At 64.3% G+C, this 15,914-nt stretch carries 16 protein-coding genes; 7 read left to right on the top strand and 9 right to left on the bottom strand.

The window, feature by feature from the left end:
- Positions 1-82: 82 nt before the first annotated feature.
- The gene (locus UNPF46_RS33670) at positions 83-340 is read right to left on the bottom strand and encodes a hypothetical protein (protein WP_100174628.1); all 258 of its coding nucleotides are present in this window, start codon (positions 338-340) and stop codon (positions 83-85) included.
- A 303-nt stretch (positions 341-643) separates the two neighbouring features.
- Here UNPF46_RS33670 and UNPF46_RS33665 point away from each other — a divergent pair, with 303 nt between their 5' ends.
- Complete coding sequence (locus UNPF46_RS33665; RefSeq protein ID WP_181770239.1) at positions 644-1,444, top strand: hypothetical protein; 801 nt, start codon at positions 644-646, stop codon at positions 1,442-1,444.
- Positions 1,445-1,582: 138 nt separating this feature from the next.
- Positions 1,583-2,572 carry a tripartite tricarboxylate transporter substrate binding protein gene (locus UNPF46_RS33660; protein WP_142252945.1) on the top strand — a complete coding sequence of 330 codons (990 nt, stop codon included), beginning with the start codon at positions 1,583-1,585 and terminating at the stop codon, positions 2,570-2,572.
- A 9-nt stretch (positions 2,573-2,581) separates the two neighbouring features.
- On the opposite strand, the gene UNPF46_RS33655 is transcribed toward UNPF46_RS33660, so the two are convergent.
- Positions 2,582-5,197 carry an autotransporter outer membrane beta-barrel domain-containing protein gene (locus UNPF46_RS33655; RefSeq protein ID WP_142252944.1) on the bottom strand — a complete coding sequence of 872 codons (2,616 nt, stop codon included), beginning with the start codon at positions 5,195-5,197 and terminating at the stop codon, positions 2,582-2,584.
- A 254-nt stretch (positions 5,198-5,451) separates the two neighbouring features.
- Here UNPF46_RS33655 and UNPF46_RS33650 point away from each other — a divergent pair, with 254 nt between their 5' ends.
- Positions 5,452-5,802, top strand: coding sequence for a hypothetical protein (locus UNPF46_RS33650; RefSeq protein ID WP_142252943.1), 351 nt, complete (start codon positions 5,452-5,454; stop codon positions 5,800-5,802).
- A 69-nt stretch (positions 5,803-5,871) separates the two neighbouring features.
- Here UNPF46_RS33650 and UNPF46_RS33645 read toward each other — a convergent pair whose 3' ends face one another.
- The 6 genes from UNPF46_RS33645 to UNPF46_RS33620 form a co-directional block, all read right to left on the bottom strand.
- On the bottom strand, positions 5,872-6,702 hold the full coding sequence (locus tag UNPF46_RS33645) for an adenylate/guanylate cyclase domain-containing protein (RefSeq protein ID WP_142252942.1): 831 nt from the start codon (positions 6,700-6,702) through the stop codon (positions 5,872-5,874).
- A gap of 59 nt (positions 6,703-6,761) precedes the next feature.
- Entirely contained in the window at positions 6,762-7,229 is a 468-nt protein-coding gene (locus tag UNPF46_RS33640; RefSeq protein ID WP_142252941.1) for a YbaK/EbsC family protein, read from the bottom strand.
- 63 nt (positions 7,230-7,292) lie between these two features.
- Positions 7,293-8,030, bottom strand: a complete 738-nt coding sequence (locus UNPF46_RS33635) for a haloacid dehalogenase type II (protein ID WP_142252940.1) — start codon at positions 8,028-8,030, stop codon at positions 7,293-7,295.
- Positions 8,031-8,301: 271 nt separating this feature from the next.
- A complete protein-coding gene (locus UNPF46_RS33630; protein WP_142252984.1) occupies positions 8,302-9,939 on the bottom strand; it encodes a hypothetical protein in 1,638 nt (545 codons plus the stop codon).
- A gap of 49 nt (positions 9,940-9,988) precedes the next feature.
- Positions 9,989-11,503, bottom strand: a complete 1,515-nt coding sequence (locus UNPF46_RS33625; RefSeq protein WP_142252939.1) for a bifunctional class I SAM-dependent methyltransferase/glycosyltransferase family 2 protein — start codon at positions 11,501-11,503, stop codon at positions 9,989-9,991.
- Between the two features lie 164 nt (positions 11,504-11,667).
- Positions 11,668-12,552 carry an amidohydrolase family protein gene (locus tag UNPF46_RS33620; protein WP_142252938.1) on the bottom strand — a complete coding sequence of 295 codons (885 nt, stop codon included), beginning with the start codon at positions 12,550-12,552 and terminating at the stop codon, positions 11,668-11,670.
- A 327-nt stretch (positions 12,553-12,879) separates the two neighbouring features.
- On the opposite strand from UNPF46_RS33620, the gene ykgO reads away from it, so the two are divergent.
- From ykgO to UNPF46_RS33605, 3 genes are all read left to right on the top strand, one after another.
- On the top strand, positions 12,880-13,005 hold the full coding sequence (gene ykgO, locus UNPF46_RS33615; RefSeq protein ID WP_006611362.1) for a type B 50S ribosomal protein L36: 126 nt from the start codon (positions 12,880-12,882) through the stop codon (positions 13,003-13,005).
- Between the two features lie 117 nt (positions 13,006-13,122).
- Positions 13,123-13,755 carry a tetratricopeptide repeat protein gene (locus UNPF46_RS33610; RefSeq protein WP_100174638.1) on the top strand — a complete coding sequence of 211 codons (633 nt, stop codon included), beginning with the start codon at positions 13,123-13,125 and terminating at the stop codon, positions 13,753-13,755.
- A gap of 125 nt (positions 13,756-13,880) precedes the next feature.
- Positions 13,881-14,141: a hypothetical protein gene (locus UNPF46_RS33605; RefSeq protein ID WP_100180899.1), complete on the top strand. Its 261-nt coding sequence runs from the start codon at positions 13,881-13,883 to the stop codon at positions 14,139-14,141.
- A gap of 6 nt (positions 14,142-14,147) precedes the next feature.
- Here the strand turns inward: UNPF46_RS33605 and UNPF46_RS33600 are convergent, their stop codons facing one another.
- A complete protein-coding gene (locus UNPF46_RS33600) occupies positions 14,148-14,330 on the bottom strand; it encodes a hypothetical protein (protein ID WP_100174639.1) in 183 nt (60 codons plus the stop codon).
- Between the two features lie 329 nt (positions 14,331-14,659).
- Here UNPF46_RS33600 and UNPF46_RS33595 point away from each other — a divergent pair, with 329 nt between their 5' ends.
- The gene (locus UNPF46_RS33595) at positions 14,660-15,634 is read left to right on the top strand and encodes an alpha/beta fold hydrolase (protein ID WP_181770238.1); all 975 of its coding nucleotides are present in this window, start codon (positions 14,660-14,662) and stop codon (positions 15,632-15,634) included.
- Positions 15,635-15,914: the final 280 nt, after the last annotated feature.

Here is a 15,914-nt window from a genome sequence, read left to right as displayed (position 1 = left end):
GCGCGCACAGGGCAATTCGGCGAGTGATCGTGGACACGGCGCGCGAAGATCGCGCCTTTGCCCATCCTACGGCATCTTGTTCCTACATCACCTTCACGCCGTCGATGGCGACGATGCGCAAGGTCGGCTTCAGCGTGCCCTCCAATTGCGTCTTCAATTCGTGGACGCGCGGGTCGCGCGAGCGTGCGGCGCAGACGCCGTATTGATGGACGGATTGCGCCAAAGCGCGCCGCGCTTCCGGGGTCCGCGTCATTTCGGGCTTCGAAAGCCGCAACACGATCGCCGCGAGATTCACCAGCATCTCGTCGAGCGCAACGTCGATGGTCGCCAGATTCCGCATCGCTCACTCTCCTCGGGAGGGCAACAGCGGGTCCATGCATGCGTTCCTGGCGCGGCCGGACATGGTGAACGCTTCGTAAACGTCTTGTTCTTGCCGCCTGGCGCGTTAGGCTGGCGGCGACATAAGAAAATCAGGGGGAGGCACCATCATGGATCGACGCGATCTCTTGCGCGCCGCTGCTTCATTGCCGCTGATGGAGTCTTTGACCAAGCAGTTTGCCAGGGCGAAGAAACGCCAGGCGCCGTCGCGTTGCGGTCATAGACTTTGTTGTCTATATCCGCGCCGCGTTTTGTTTCCTGCTTCGTGTTTCTCAACAACCCGATCGACCGCTACATGATGCTTCGTCTTGTTTGCCTCGTCCTGTTCGCACTCTGCCTGGCCGGTCCCGCGCAGGCGCAAGCCGCCCAGCCGGCGACGGTTGCCAAGCCGGCAAAGAACGCGCTTTCCAAGCCGGCACCTGCTCCGCGGTCCACGCCGCAAGCTGCAGGACCGTGCGTCGGCGTGATATCGCTGCTGGGCGATCGCTTCATCGTGAAGAAGATCGGCGCGACAGTGTTCGGCAACGAGAACAAGGAGGTTCCGGTCGACGGTTTCGGGCTCGATGACCTCGTTGTCGAGCGTGTGAGGGTCGCGGTCGGCTCCGGCTTTGTCGTCCGCAGGATCGCCGCCGATAAATCCGCATTCAGTTCGTACGATCCCGGGCTTGGCATGTTCGCTCGCAGCGACAAGGCCGGCGCCATCGTCCGACAAGTTGCCGGTCAGGCCGGGTGCAAACGCTATGTCGTCGTGATCAAGGGAATACGCCAGGGTGGATTCTTCGGCATCGGCGTCATGAAGGGCAGCCCGTTGTACAACATGGCCGACATCTACGCGGTCATACGGATCTACGTTCATGACGGGCAAAGCTTCGATATTCTGAAGAGCGGCGAAGGCTCGATCAGCGGAAGCAACTTTATGACCGGGCCGCCGACGCTGCGTATCGATTGGGCGCAGTGGCCAGAACCGCCGGAAGCCGCCAACAATCCGGCGATGCGCGCGTCGACGCGGCAACTGCTCGGCAACGTCCTCGACAAGAGCCTGCCTACCTTGTTGCAGTCGCAGTAGTTGAGGAGATCCGGCCAACCGGTCGACCCCCTCTCCAGGCCCCCTTCGCGGAGGGTGCAAGCGCACGGCTATCGCAACACAATCCATTTCGGTTAGGCTGCCTCCCAACAACGAAAACAATCGGGGAGGTACCAACCAATGAACCGCCGCGAACTCCTGAAGGCCGCTGCCGTGCTGCCGCTGGCGCAGGCAGCTTGCTCTCAATCAAGCTTTGCCCAAGCTCTTTACCCCTCGCGCAACATCACCATGATCGTGCCGTTCCCGGCTGGCGGCCAGGCCGATCTTGCGGCGCGCCCGGTGGCGATGGCGCTGGAGCGGATTCTCGGCAAACCCGTGATCGTCGACAACCGCGCCGGCGGTGGCGGCGGCTCGGTCGGCAATGCGGCGGCGGCGCGCGCCGAGCCCGACGGTTACACGCTGCTGATGACGCTGTCCTCGCTTGCGGTGCTGCCCGAGGCCGACCGGCTGTTCGACCGCCCGGTTGCCTACGAAGTCTCGCAGTTCATGCCGATCGCGCGCGTGCTCGCCGATCCCACGCTGCTGGCGGTGCCGGCCTCCGCACCGTGGAAGACGGCGCAGGATTTCATCGAGGACGCTTCGAGGCGCCCGGGCCAGATCACTTACGGCTCCTCCGGCCCTTACGGCACGCTGCATGTGGCGATGGAGATGTTTGCGAACAGTGCCGGCATAAAATTGCTGCACGTGCCGTTCCGCGGTGCCGGACCTGCGCTCACCGCGCTGCTCGGCGGCACCGTGCAGGCGATCGCCGCCGCGCCCGGAACGCTGAAGCCGCAGGTCGACGACGGCAAGCTGCGCGTGCTCGGCAATTGCGGCGCGCAGCGCATCGCGAGCTTCCCCGACGTGCCGACCTTCCAGGAGCTCGGCTATAAGGACGTCGAGATGTACATCTGGGCCGGGCTGTTCGCACAGAGCTCACTTCCCGCGCCGATCGCGAGCCGGCTGCGCGAGGCGATGGCACAGGTGATGAAGAGCCCCGACGTGCTCAAGGCCTTCGAAACCTCGGGCAGCCTCGTAGCCTATCAGGACGCGCCGGCCTTCGCGCAATTCGTCGCGACCGACAGCACGCGGCTGATCGCGGCGGTGAAGAAGATCGGCAAGGTGGAGTAGGGGGCGGCTTTAGAATTCGCTGCGGACAACGCCCCGCAAAGTATGTCGGTCGTATCCCGGCGCGAACGCGCCCTCATAAGAAGCCTTCAACGATGTCGCGGCCGTGAGATCCCACCGGATCTCCGCGCCGGTGAGCGCCACGGTGCGTGTGCGCTCGACCCCGGTGATCGCGAACGGAATGAAGGGCGCACCTTCGAGCGCCGCCGTCGTGGTTGCGGCGCCGGTGAACTCATGACGCACGGCGATGGTGGCGCCGAGCCGGGCCGCGTGGCCGTTCGGCATCGTCATGCGGTGATCGGTGCGCAGGCCGGCCGTGCCATAGCCGACGTCCAGTCTGCCACCTCGCACCAGTTGATTGACGCCAGGGGCGCCGGTTTCGGACAGGCTGCCCTGGCTTGTCGCGTACCAATCGGCCTTGGCGAACGGTTCGGCGGTAAAACCCCATCCGGTCTCGAACGGGCGCGCGATGCCGAGCGATGCGGCGAAGGTGCTCGCCCGGGAGGAAGCGGTCGCCGTTTCGCCGAGGAATGCGATCGTGCGTGAGGAGTCGAGTGCCGCGAAGGAATAGCTGATGGCGGAGGCGAGATTGAAGCCGCCTGCCTCGCCGCGCGCGTAGAAACCGGCATGGCCGGCATTGGCCTCGATACGGTCGGCGCGGCCCGCCACGCGCAATTGGCCGGTCGATGCGCCGATCGCAAGGCCCGCCGTGAAGTCCGGCATCTGCCAGAGGTCGACGCCGAGCGCTGCGCCGCCGACGGTCGTGCTCGTTCCAAAAGCGATGCTGCTCGCCGCCACCTTGTCCCAATTGCCGTAACCGCCGAACCAGACGCTCTGTACCGGCGTTGGGCGGCGACCACGCAGCGCCTTGCCGATCGGGTCTGCCGGCTCGGGCGCGTAAGCGGCGGCCGACATGCGCACGCTCTCGCCGCGTGACTGCGTGCCGGCATTCCACATGAAGCTCTGGAACATGTCGGCCTGATCGGCCGTGAAGCGGCGGCCATCGGCGTGGACTTGCCCGGCGAGATCGTCGAGACCGGCCTTGATGCCTGATGTGCCCAGTGCAGCAAGCGTGTTGATCGCGGTGCCGAGCGATCCGGATGCGCCGCCGGACTGCGCCTGATCCAGCGCGCCGGCCACCGCCGTCTGGTTAGGCGTCAGGCCGGACAGCGTGCCGAAGCCGCCGATCTGCTGCAGGATGAAGTGGACGTTGTTGGCATCGTAGCTGAGCTGTCCCGAAACCAGCGGGCCGCCCGAGGTCGTCAGCGTCGCGAACGTGCCGCTGACGCCGCCGGTCGCGGTAAGGATGGTGTATTGGGTGTTGGCGAGGAAGCCCGCGCCGAGCGGCACGATCTGCACCGTGCCGCCATTGAGCGTCGCCGTTCCCGTCGCTGCGATCTTGTCGGACTGGCCGCCGGGGTTGATCTCGACCTGAAAGGTCGAGCCCGCGTTGAACGTCACGTTGCCGCTGACATTGAGGGTCCCGATCGAATTGCCGGGAGCCACCGTGCCGCCGTTGTTGACGACGATGCCGCCGACCGTGCCGGTGCCGCCGAGATAGCCGCCATTGACGGTGACGACCGACGGCAACGTGCCGTTCACGATCAGGCCGCCGGCATCCACGCTCGTCGCGCCGATAAAGGCCGTGGTGCCGGTCAGTGTCCAGACGGAGGTACCGTTCTTCTTCAGCTGCTCGAACTCGTCATATTGCAGCCCGGGGCCGAGATTGCCGAGGTCGAACGAGGCGCTGCCGACGCTGCCGAAGTTCAGCGTGTCGGTGCCGCTCCCGCCGCGAACATTCCCGGTGATCGTCGCGCCTGGAGCGAGGCCGAGCAGATCATCGCCCCCATTCAGCTCGATCGCTCCGCTGCCGCCGCCCGAGATGGTGCCGGAGTTGAAGATGGTGTCGCTGCCGGAAGAGCCCTGGATGGCGATGAAGAAGCCGCCCGAAATCGTGCCGCCATTGATGAGCGTATTGCCGCCGGCGATGAATTGCACGCCGGTATGGCCACCGCCGATCGATCCGGTGTCATAGACGAGGACGGCATTGCCGCTCGACGTCCCGCTGATCCGCAGTCCCGTCGTGTTCCCTCCGGTCCCGACGACCGTTCCGCGAATGTTGACGAGATTGTCGTTCGCATTGTCGATGACGATGGCCGCTTCGGCGTTGCCCGTACCCTCCGCGATCCCGCCGGCCGCGATCGTGACATTGTTGTGGCTCGAGCCGTTGGAGAGCAGAACCGCGCCGCTGTAGGTCGAGGCCGTCGCTTGATTGCTGACGGTGATATGCGAGCCGATGGTGCTGTCGAAAACGACCGCGGGTATGCCGGCGCCCGGCAGGAGCGAGGTCGGCGTGCCGTCGCCGACGTTGAGCGTGACATTGCTGCCGCCGGTGGCGTTGATGTGGTCGGTGTTGCCGAGGCCGGTGCAGGTCGCGACATCGCCCGAATCGAGCGCGCCAATCGTGCCGGTGCCAGCCACATTGCAGGCCGCGAGCGCCGGATTGGGCATCAGGACCGGGAAGGCGGCGAGCACGAGCGGCGCCAGCGCCGCGGTGACGAGCAGTTTTTGCCGCAGGATGGTGGCCGTTGTGGCGTTCAGCGCAAAGACCCCTATTGCGGTCGGCATCGACGATTCCCCTCATTCCAGCGCAATTCCTAGCGGGAAGGCCGCCGTGCTTCTTGGCGTTATGCGAAATGCCCTATGGCGAAAGGCGCAGGAGAAGGGGTTGCTCCGGCCCTGTTGCTGGGGTGCCACGGACTAAAGCGTCGGCAAGGGTGGCCGGGGTTCCGGCGCCCGTTTTCACATTTTGTTGTTGGTCCAGAACCGGCTCCCGCCTCATTGATTGATCAGAATTCGTGGGAATCGAGAAGGATCGGGATATGCGAACAGAGCGGATTGCGCTGGGTGTCGTGCTCGCGATCGGCGGCATCGTCGCGCCGGGCGCAGCATTCGCCGAGGAATATCGCGGGACCATGGAACAGCAGATGGCCTGCACGCCGGACGTCTGGCGTCTCTGCAGCGACCAGATCCCCGACGTGAGCCGGATCACGGCTTGCCTGCAGCAGAACACGCCGCAGCTCTCGAGCGGCTGTCGTGCCGTGTTCCAGTCCAACAACCAGATGCCGCCGCAGCAGCAGGCCCCACGCAATCGCCCCGCACCGCCGCCGCGCTATAACAATGCGCCGCCTCCGCAGATGCAGCCGCGTCCGTACGACGATAACGACGATTAGGCCCTGACCAGAGCGCGATCCGGAGAAAAGCGCGGCCGCAGGTGTGACGATGCGGTCGGGCCGCCTCGTTCAGCGTTCTGTCCTGCGGTCCGATTCAGGCCGCTGTCCAAGCACCATCCGCAAGACGACACCGAACAGAATGGCTGCGACCGGCCAATGAAACCAGATCCTGTTGCTGGTGAACAGATTGATCAGGATCAGGAAGGCCGACACCGTGAGGGCCGCGGCAACCGGGCGGGGCAGCCTTGTGAGCCAATCCGAGACGACATTCGTCGGCGATGACGGCGCGCGCCTATTGTCCATCCGGGGAGCATGCGCTCGCTCGAACGGAGTTGCGCTTTCCCCGATCGCGGAGTTCCCTGTCCCGGCAATTTGGCCACCCAGGGTCAACCGGTAACTGGTCAGGGGGGCAATGTTCTTCATCGGGCGTTGGCCGAGACAGTCGAAGCCAACCGACATTTTGTTGTGCACCTGATCGTAGACGGAGCTCGAGATCACGACGCCGCCGGGCTCGGCAAGCTCCTGCAGGCGCGAGGCGATATTGACGCCGTCGCCATAGATATCGGAGCCGTCCACCATGACGTCGCCGAGGTTGATGCCGATGCGAAACTGCATCGGGTTCGCCTGGGGTGTGTCAGCAGCGTGACTTGCGATTTCCTGCTGGATCTCGACCGCGCATTGCACGGCCTCGACGACGCTGGCGAACTCGGCGATCACGGCATCGCCCCAGGTATTGACGATGCGGCCGTCATGGCGCTCGACCAGGCGCGCGATGGCCGTGCGGTAGCGGCGGAGCGTCTCCAGCGTCCCGGCCTCGTCCGCTTCCATGAGGCGCGAATAGCCGTACACGTCGGCGCACAGCACGGTGGTCAGTCGTCGTTTCACCTTCTCGTCGGTCATGGTCGTTATGCTAGCCTCCCTGACCGGCAAATGCACGAGGCATCGTATCCGGCGCCGTCCTACGGCCTGACCTCGCAGACATCGACCCATTCGGCCGAAGTGAGCTCGGCCATGCGATCCGGCGTGATGCGCACCGCGCTGTGGGTCGAGCCCGCGGCCGGCACCACCACGTCGAACGCCTTCAGCGACACGTCGCAATAGACCGGCAGCGGCGCCTTCAGCCCGAACGGGCAGACGCCGCCGACCTCGTGGCCGGTGATGTCGGCGACCTCCTCCAGCCCCAGCATCTTCGGCTTGCCGCCGAACTGCGCCTTGACCTTCTTGTTGTCCATGCGCGAGGTGCCGGCGGCCACGATCAGGATCACGCGTTCGCCGACGCGCAAGCTCAGCGTCTTGGCGATCATTCCGGGCTCGACGCCATAGGCTTCGGCGGCCAGCGCCACGGTCGCCGAACTGATCGGGGATTCGATGACTGATATGTCGGGGGCTTTCTCGGCGAAGAAGGCGCGAACGGATTCCAGGCTCATTCCATGCAGCTCGTGTCAGACTTGCGGGCGGCGATGCCTCAGCAATCCCTGATGATCCCTGGGTCATCCCCGGATGATCCCTGGCAGCTCGGAGAGCGCGCGGACACGATGATCCGGTGCGAATCCAAGCTCGTCCATCTGGGTGCGGATCGCCTTGAACATGGTCAGCGGTGCCACGAGTTCGGTCTCGACGCAAGCCAGCGCCATGGCCTCCGGCGTCACCCGCTCGATCCAGGCGACGTTCAGCCCGAACGACTTGGCCCCCGCCACGTCCCAGGGATTGGAGGACACGAACAGCACCTCGTCGGGCGCGGTGCCGAGCTCCTCGCCGATCAGCTGATAGGCCGCCGGGCTCGGCTTGAAGATCCTTTTCGCGTCCACGCTGATGGTGGCATCGAGCAGGCGGTCGAGCTTGGTGTTGCGCACCAGCGCATTCAGCATGTCCGGGCTGCCGTTGGAGAGGATGGCGAGCTTTCGCGGCCTCAAGGCGATGAGCGCTGCGGTCGCATCCGGATAGAGATCGAGATGAAGGTACTTCTCGATGACGCGCGCGAACGCGTCCTTCTCGTAGTCGAGCCCGAGCACGCGCAGCGTATAGGCGAGCGAGTCACGCGTGACGACGGCAAAATCCTGGTAGCGTTGCATCAGCGAGCGCAACCAAGTGTATTCGAGCTGCTTGATGCGCCAGACCTGCGTGATGATCTCGCCATAGCCCGGAAACGCATCCTCGGTGACCTCGGCGACCGACTGGATGTCGTAGAGCGTTCCGTAGGCGTCGAAGACGACGGCTTTGATGCGCATGGGTTGTCCTTCCGGGGCTGTCATCGTCAAGCGAACTATAGAGCGTTTTCGAGCGAAGTGGACACCGGTTCGCGCGTCGAAACGGTCGACCGATCCGACGGTGACGCCGATGATGTCGGCGTTCTCCCATTGCAGGCGGGCGAGGTCGGGCTTCGGGCCGAACCCGGTCAAGACGCCGATCTGGATGATCTTGCCGCCGGAAGCGACGGATCGCAGCGATCATCGTGGGTGCCGGGTCCGCCGAGTTCGAGGATATGGGTCTGAAGTCCTCCTATCTGACTTCTGATCCGGAAGCACTTGCATGTGGCCCGCACCACGGAAGCGGGAGCCGCGGCAAATAGTCGGGGCTCCATTCGCAGACGCTCTCGCGTCCTCCGCCCTTGAGCGCGATCTTCACCGGCTCGGCCTGGCTGACTGCGAAGTGCAGTGTGATCAATGCGGCGCCGATCGGGAAAGTCCAGGGGTGCGCCCAGAGGTCCTTGGCCTGATCCAGCAGCAGCATCCCCGCGATGATGATCAGCGGGTCGGTGAAGACGAAATACTCCAGCTTGAGGCCGCGGCGAACCCCGGCTGCATCGATCGCAATCGCCGCAAGCATGAGGATGGTGGCCTGCACGGCAACCTGACGGGTGCCCTGCCGCCAGGCATAGACAATCCCGGGAATGACCAGCCAGGTCAGGAACACGGTTGGGCGGGGAGAGGAAAACAGCACGAACGTATAGCGTCGAAGGACGCCGAGCAGGCCCGCCAGCAGGAGCACGAAGGGACTTTCGGGATGCCCACCTGCTTGAGGGATCTGGGCATAGCGAAGCATCTGTTCGATGGGGTTGAGCACGATCACTGCGTCCCGCGCATCGTATTGCAGAGAGGGCGCGAGGAGGCCGAGCGAGGCGCCGGCGAAGAGGCAGCACATGGCGGCGAGAGTTTCAGGCAGGCTTACCCGCCAGAGCGCAGCGAATGCGGCCATGCTGCCGAGGATCCAGGCCAGGAGAAGGAATTGGTATGTGCCAAATCTCCCCAGCAGAAGCGGATGCAGACCGGCAGCGCTCGCGGCGACCGGATCGAGCCCTGCGGCGACCAGCGGCCATGCCGCCGCCGTCGCGCCGGCGGCGATCAGGGCGGCCGCGGTGGTTGCCAGCCAGGCGCGCGCGCTTGACGTCCAGAAGGCGACGCTCGCAGTCGCGCTCCCTCCGAACGGCAGCAGCAGGGCCGGCAGGGCGGCGATGAGCAGGATGGCCTGAACCTTGTTTTCGAGCCCGGTCACGCAAAGCCAGCCCGCAATCGCAAGTGCGATCGGCCGCAATAGGGTGCCGCGGCGCGCCGCGACGATCAGCAGCATGAGGGCGATCACGCAGAAGCAGGCCGCGATCATCTCGCTGCGCAATATCCGCAAGTGCATCTGCACGCCGCCCGACATTGCGAACGCAACGACCCCGCAGGTTGCAATCCGCCTGTCCGCGACGATGCGTTTTGCCAGGGCGGCGAATCCGAGAACGCAGGCCCCCGCCGTCATCGCCGCAACGATCCGCCCGGCGCGGACGACATTCGTCATCGAGGCGTCGAAGCGGGAGCTGTCCGGGGGAACGGTCGAGAGAGCCCATTCCTGCAAGAGGCCAAGCCGGTGCAGCAGACGAAACCAGAATTCGACCGACAGGATGGTCCAATAGGCCGGGTGGTCGAAATAGGCGCGATGGTCCCCGTCGTTGAGCAACAGGGCGCTGTAGACCACCATGAAATCCATGTCGGCATTGCGCCAATAGGCTATGAAATAGCCGCACAGCAGGAACGAGGCGAGGGAAAAGACGAAGAGGAAGACCAGTGCTCCCCGCCATCCGAACGGGGTCAGCCGGTCGAGCGGATCCTGGCGCGACGGCCCCGTCTGACCGGTGCTCGCGACCTGCCGCGACAGGTGTGCCAAGGCAGCTCTCACGTGCAACCCGCAAGGTGGATCGTCTTCATCAGACCGCTTTGATCTTGAAGAACGCGAATATCACCATCTTGAGCAGCATCCAGCCGTGGCTGAAGCGCGAGATCTGCGTCTCGCCGTAGTTGCGCGCGGCATAGCGGATCGGAAGGTCGACCGATTTCAGATTGAGCTTGGACGCGCCGAAGATCAGATCGAAGTCGCCGAACGGATCGAAGTCGCCGAAATAGGCTTTCCCCGCCTTGAGGCGTTGATAGTCGGCACGGCGCAGCACCTTGGTGCCGCAGAGCGTGTCGGTGTAGCGCTGATTGAGGAGCCAGGAGAACAGGTAGGAGAAGGTCTTGTTGGCGATCAGATTGAGGAAGCGCATCGCTCCCTCGTCCATCGGATAGACCAGACGGGACCCGTTGATGAACTCGCCCTTGCCCGAGCGCAGGGCCTCGTAGAACTTGCAGAGCTGCTCCGGCGGCATGGTCAGGTCCGCGTCGAGGATCATCAGGACGTCGCCGCGCGCGACGTCGAACGCTGCGAAGACCGCATCGGCCTTTCCCTTGCCGGGCTGCTTCATCGTCTTGAGGTCGAGCCCGTCGAATGTCCGCTTGACCCGCTCCATCTCCTCGAAGGTGCCGTCGCTGCTGTGTCCCTCGACGAAAATGATCTCGATGTCGGCGCAGAAGCCGGCGATGCGCCGCACGGCCGGCTCGATGTTGCCGCGCTCGTTCCGCGCCGGGATCACGATCGTCACGGACGAAATGTCGTCGTGCGCACAGCGCATCGAACGGGCGACGAGATAATGTCGCAGCGACAGTGCGCGCAGGCCGGGCAGCACGCTGACGTAGCGATTGACGAAGCGTCCGATCCCGAGCAGCGCTGCAGGCAGGAGCACACGCTGCTCGGATTTGACCGGATCGAAGTCGGCCAGCGACACCAGATTGCGCAAGTCCGCCGGCGAGAGCACGTTCTGATCGGGATGCGGCATGCGCATGCCGAGCGTCTCGGCCAGTTTCAGGATCGGATACCAGAGATGCGAGAAATATCCGAAGACGACCCGCGTGTTCCGTGTGCACAGCGGGTGCAGGTTCTCGATGAAGCTCTGGCAGTCGTCCAGTGAGCCGATCGTGTCGAGAACGAGAATGAAATCGAACGGACCCTCGAGGGCGGCGTAGGTGGCGGGGTCTTCGGCGTCGGCCTCGACGAAGGTGAGGTCCGGATGACGGCCCTTGGCGATCTCGATCTGTGCCGCGCTGAAATCGATACCGACGCCGTGGGACGGGGCGAGTGAGGCGAGCGTATCGCCGATGCCGCATCCGATCTCGAGCACCCGGCGTCCCGGTGGTATCAGAAACCGCAGGTAGCGTTCGTCCTCGTCGTGAAAGAAGGCAGCCTTTTCCCGCCAGCGGATGCGAGAGGCAGCAAACCGGTTGGCATGATCCTGCAGCAAGGCCTTGCGGGACAATGCGAGACGGACAGATGCTGCAGTCGAATCGGCAGGGCAACTGCACGGAAGCGCTGCGTCGCGCTCAGGCAATTCTGAGCTGAGATATGCCATGAAATACCACCAACACCCCTAAAGGTTGCATGATGGCAGAACAGCGGCTGGCATGGCCAGACGAATCTCGCGCGGCGACGTCAACCGCCGCGCAGTGCAATATGGTCAGCGGTGCCTGGGTGAGGCTAAAGCCTTTGCATCGCCGCGAGACGCGACCGCCTTCGTCAGATTCCCAGAATCTTCCTTGCGTTGGCCTTCAGCACCTTCGGCCGGATCTCGTCGCGGATCTCGATCTTGGCGAAGTCTGCGAGCCAGCGGTCCGGCGTGATCACCGGCCAGTCCGAGCCGAACAGCATCTTGTCCTGCAGGATCGAGTTGATGTAGCGCACCAGGATCGGCGGGAAATATTTCGGCGACCAGCCCGAGAGATCGATGTAGACGTTCGGCTTGTGGGTCGCGACCGACAGCGCCTCTTCCTGCCAGGGGAAGGAGGGATGGGCGAGGATGATCTTGAGGTCGGGGAAATCGGCCGCGACGTCGTCCATGTACATCGGGTTGGAATATTTCAGCCGCATGCCCATGCCGCCGGGCATGCCCGAGCCGACGCCGGTCTGGCCGGTGTGAAACAGCGCGATCGCGCCGCCATTGTTGATCTCTTCATAGAGCGGATAGGCCATGCGGTCGTTGGCGTAGAAGCCCTGCATGGTCGGGTGGAATTTGAAGCCGCGCACGCCGTATTCCTCGATCAGCTTGCGCGCCTCGCGGGCGCCCAGCTTGCCCTTGTGCGGGTCGATCGAGGCGAAGGGGATGAGGACGTCGAGATGGTCGGAGGCGGCCTCGATCATCTCGTAATTGTTGTAGCGGCGGAAGCCGGTCTCGCGCTCGGCGTCGACCGGGAAGATCACGGCGGCGATGTTCTTGGAGCGGTAGTAGGCCGCGGTCTCCGGCACGGTCGGCGGATGCTTGTTGGGCGACTTGAAGTATTCGGCCATCTGCGCCTGGAAATCGTCATAGCCGTCGTCGGGGTGGCAGCCGCAGGGCTCCTCGGCATGGGTGTGGATGTCGATGGCGACGACTTTGTCGATATCAGGCAGCTTCAGCTTCGGCATGGGTGTCCTCCCGACGGGTTGCCGAATTGATTATATGATATAACGAACTTGGCAAGGCGTCGTCGAAACAAGGCGTCCTCGAAAGGTCCTGATTTCCCTTGGGATAAATCGGGCCGATCCGGCCGCTTTGACTGTGCATGGGGTTGTTTTCGCGAATTTGTCGGTTCGGAAGCGGGCAGTTAACATTGACATGACCTCCCGCCATGCCTTAAGAACCGCCCCGTCCCGGGCGGTCGTCCGCCGGCGGGAAAAATCTCATTTTGCCACATTCGCGCGTGCCGCAACGGTAGTGCCGAACACGGCCTTTCGAACGTTCAGGATTCCGCCATGAAGGTCCGTAACTCGCTGAAATCGCTGCGCGGTCGCCATCGCGCCAACCGCCTGGTCCGCCGCAAGGGCCGGGTCTATGTGATCAACAAGGTGCAGCGCCGCTTCAAGGCTCGCCAGGGCTGATAACAGGGCTGATAAGCCCTGCCGGTCGCCCCCGCGCGCCCCGCAAGACCACGGCTCACACGAGTTTGACGCCGCCTTTGCTTTGCAAGGGCGGCTTTGCGCGTTTAGACTTTGCCCATGGCAGTGAGATTCCCTCATCCGCGCACTTTGTGTCTGGCGGTCGTGCTGGCAGCCACGGCTCTGGCTCCGGCAGCCGCGCAGCAGGTTGAGCCGCCCGGCAAGCAGAAGAAGCTCCCCGAGGCGCCGGCCAAGCTGCCCAAGGTCGATCGCAACAAGAATCTCGATTTCCTGTTCGGCGCGCTGAAGGCGGCGCCCGACGAGGCCAGTGCCAAGCATGTCGAGGCGCGGATCTGGGCGATCTGGCTGCAGACCCCGAGCGACACCGCGGCGCTTCTGATGGCACGCGCCAAGACCGCGGTCGATGCCAAGAAGATCGAGGTCGCGATCAAGCTCCTGGATTCAGTCATCAAGCTCCGGCCCGACTACATCGAGGCCTGGAACCGGCGCGCCACGCTCTACTACATGCAGAACGATTACGGCCGGTCGCTCGCGGATATCCAGCAAGTGCTGATCCGGGAGCCGCGCCATTTCGGCGCGCTCGCGGGCCTCGGCATGATCATGCAGGAGGTCGGCGACGAGAAGCGCGCGCTGGAGGCCTATCGCAAGGCGCTCGCCGTCAATCCGCACCTCGAGAAGATCCCAGACCAGGTCAAGGCGCTGACCGAGAAGGTCGAAGGTCGCGACATCTAGCGGACAACTCGATCAGCTTTCGAGCGATTGCAGCCCGCGCGGATTAACCACGATCGGAACCGCGTCATCGTGAGCACTATTGCCGGCGCTGCTGCAGGCCTACCTGCATGGCAGGAGCGAAAGCCATGAAGCGTTTGATTCTTGCAGGGTGCTTGCTGCTCGCGTCGGGGACGCTGAGCCTCGCCGACGGACTGTTCTGGGTGGTCGGCAACCGCGCCACCGGAAAATGCAACATCGTGACCAGCAACCCGGTCATCATCGGCGATATCTGGTTCGGCGACGGTCCCTATAAGTCGAGGGCCGATGCCAAGCTTGCCCGTTCGACGATCCGCGCCTGTCCCGCGCTCACGCCGGACGAGGAAAAGGACGAAGACGGGACGAACTAGCCGCGCTCAATGCAGGACGCTGCCACCGCGCTCGATCAGGCCGCGGTCGGCGGCTGCGGCGTAAGCCTTCGCCAGCTCCGCCTCGAGATGCTCGTTGATCAGCAGCAGCGCCCGCACGGCACCGCGCAGGTCGCCGTTGCAGCTCGCGACGATCTCGTCGATTGCAGTGTCGTTCGATCTGAAGCTCATCGAAAATCCTCCGGTTCAAACCAGGACAAGTTCTGCCGGTCTTTCCCCAGCCCCTGAGGTTGCGAGGAGGATCGGCGCCCACCCGCGCCTAGATGGCGGAACCGACCATGGCGATTATATGGAAGCCGCGATGACGGCCGCATGAAGCTGTCGGGGGCTTGCGCGCCCGTGTGGAATAATGTTGATTCCATTGGGTTTTTACGTTCCGCAATTGTGCACATATCCACAGCCCCGGCGTTTTTAGTGGAAGACGCAAGAGCCGGTGGAACGAAACTGCCGCCCATAAGGTCCGTAACTGCCCTGTGCCCAGGATCTCCCGGATTCTCTCAATGATCGTGATGTCAGTCGTGACGGCGCTGGTTCTGCTGGCGCTGGTCACGCAGGCCGGAATCGTCGCCGTGCAACGCGCCTTTCCGCCGCAAGGCGAGATGGTCGAGGTCGACGGCGCGACGCTGCACGTCGTCGACATCGGCCCGCGCGATAAGGCCTTGCCGATCGTGATGCTGCACGGCGCGAGCTCCAATCTCGAAGCGATGCGGCGCCCGCTCGGCGACCTCCTCGCCAGGGATCATCGCGTCATCCTGGTCGATCGTCCCGGTCATGGCTGGAGCACGCGGGCGCGGCGCCAGGATTCGACGCCGCAGATCCAGGCGCGGATGATCGACGAGGCGCTTCATAAGCTCGGCATCGAGCGCGCGGTCTTCGTCGTGCATTCCTGGAGCGGCGCGCTCGGCGCGCGGCTTGCGCTCGATCATCCCGGCCGCGTCGCCGGCCTCGTCATGCTCGCGCCCGTCACCCATCCCTGGCGCGGCGGCGTCGGCCGTTACAACGAGATCATCGCGACGCCGGTGATCGGCCCGCTGCTCGCCTACACCATCACCCTGCCGCTCGGCTATTTCGTCGCTGAAGCCGGCGCGCGCAACGTGTTCCTGCCACAGACGATGCCCGATGGTTTCGTGCAGGATTCCGCGACGCCCCTGCTGCTGCGTCCGCGCGAGTTCATCGCCAATGCCTATGATCTGGTGACGCTGAAGGAGGCGGTCGCGGCGCAAGCTCCGCGCTATGGCGAGATCAAGGCCCCGGTCACGATCATCGCCGGCGAGCCCGACAAGACGGTGAGGACCAGCATCCACGCCCGCCCATTCGCGGCCCTGGTGCCCAATACGAAGCTGATCGTGCTGCCCGATCTCGGCCACATGGTGCAGAACGCCGTGCCGGATCGCGTCAAGGCGGAGATCGAGACGATGATCGGGAGAATCGTCCCGGCACAGGCGGCGGCTGATGAGAGCGGAATTCTCCCGTAGCCCGGATGGAGCTTCCGCCGTCGCTCGCAGAGCGAAGGCGGATGCGTAATCCGGGACCGCTCGCCCGGCATCTTGCACCGTCCCGGATTGCGCTCCGCTCCATCCGGGCTACTGGACTGCGCCTGTGTCGCCCGCTGTCAATCCACGCGCGCAAAAATATTCCGCTTTACCGAAATTCGGTTTTGTCGTATGTGTCGCCCATCCCGGCTCACCCAAGAGGGGCGACTTGTGGTCGTCTTGTTCGCGAGCCGGGCTTGCGGTGGACGCGGCAGCGTCGGCA

Source organism: Bradyrhizobium sp. UNPF46, assembly GCF_006658625.1.
In the GTDB taxonomy this organism is placed as follows: domain Bacteria; phylum Pseudomonadota; class Alphaproteobacteria; order Rhizobiales; family Xanthobacteraceae; genus Bradyrhizobium; species Bradyrhizobium nitroreducens.
The sequence above is the reverse complement of the archived record's forward strand: the minus strand, read 5'-3'. Positions and strand labels throughout refer to the sequence as shown.

Bases quoted from the DNA above. Each gene is read 5' to 3' on its own strand.
- UNPF46_RS33605 (WP_100180899.1), top strand. From the start codon at position 13,881: ATGAAGCGTTTGATTCTTGCAGGGTGCTTGCTGCTCGCGTCGGGGACG.
- UNPF46_RS33595 (WP_181770238.1), top strand. From the start codon at position 14,660: ATGATCGTGATGTCAGTCGTGACGGCGCTGGTTCTGCTGGCGCTGGTC.
- UNPF46_RS33635 (WP_142252940.1), bottom strand. From the start codon at position 8,030: ATGCGCATCAAAGCCGTCGTCTTCGACGCCTACGGAACGCTCTACGAC.
- UNPF46_RS33645 (WP_142252942.1), bottom strand. From the start codon at position 6,702: ATGACCGACGAGAAGGTGAAACGACGACTGACCACCGTGCTGTGCGCC.
- UNPF46_RS33660 (WP_142252945.1), top strand. From the start codon at position 1,583: ATGAACCGCCGCGAACTCCTGAAGGCCGCTGCCGTGCTGCCGCTGGCG.
- UNPF46_RS33625 (WP_142252939.1), bottom strand. From the start codon at position 11,503: ATGGCATATCTCAGCTCAGAATTGCCTGAGCGCGACGCAGCGCTTCCG.
- UNPF46_RS33655 (WP_142252944.1), bottom strand. From the start codon at position 5,197: ATGCCGACCGCAATAGGGGTCTTTGCGCTGAACGCCACAACGGCCACC.
- UNPF46_RS33670 (WP_100174628.1), bottom strand. From the start codon at position 340: ATGCGGAATCTGGCGACCATCGACGTTGCGCTCGACGAGATGCTGGTG.
- UNPF46_RS33640 (WP_142252941.1), bottom strand. From the start codon at position 7,229: ATGAGCCTGGAATCCGTTCGCGCCTTCTTCGCCGAGAAAGCCCCCGAC.
- UNPF46_RS33650 (WP_142252943.1), top strand. From the start codon at position 5,452: ATGCGAACAGAGCGGATTGCGCTGGGTGTCGTGCTCGCGATCGGCGGC.
- ykgO (WP_006611362.1), top strand. From the start codon at position 12,880: ATGAAGGTCCGTAACTCGCTGAAATCGCTGCGCGGTCGCCATCGCGCC.
- UNPF46_RS33600 (WP_100174639.1), bottom strand. From the start codon at position 14,330: ATGAGCTTCAGATCGAACGACACTGCAATCGACGAGATCGTCGCGAGC.
- UNPF46_RS33610 (WP_100174638.1), top strand. From the start codon at position 13,123: ATGGCAGTGAGATTCCCTCATCCGCGCACTTTGTGTCTGGCGGTCGTG.
- UNPF46_RS33620 (WP_142252938.1), bottom strand. From the start codon at position 12,552: ATGCCGAAGCTGAAGCTGCCTGATATCGACAAAGTCGTCGCCATCGAC.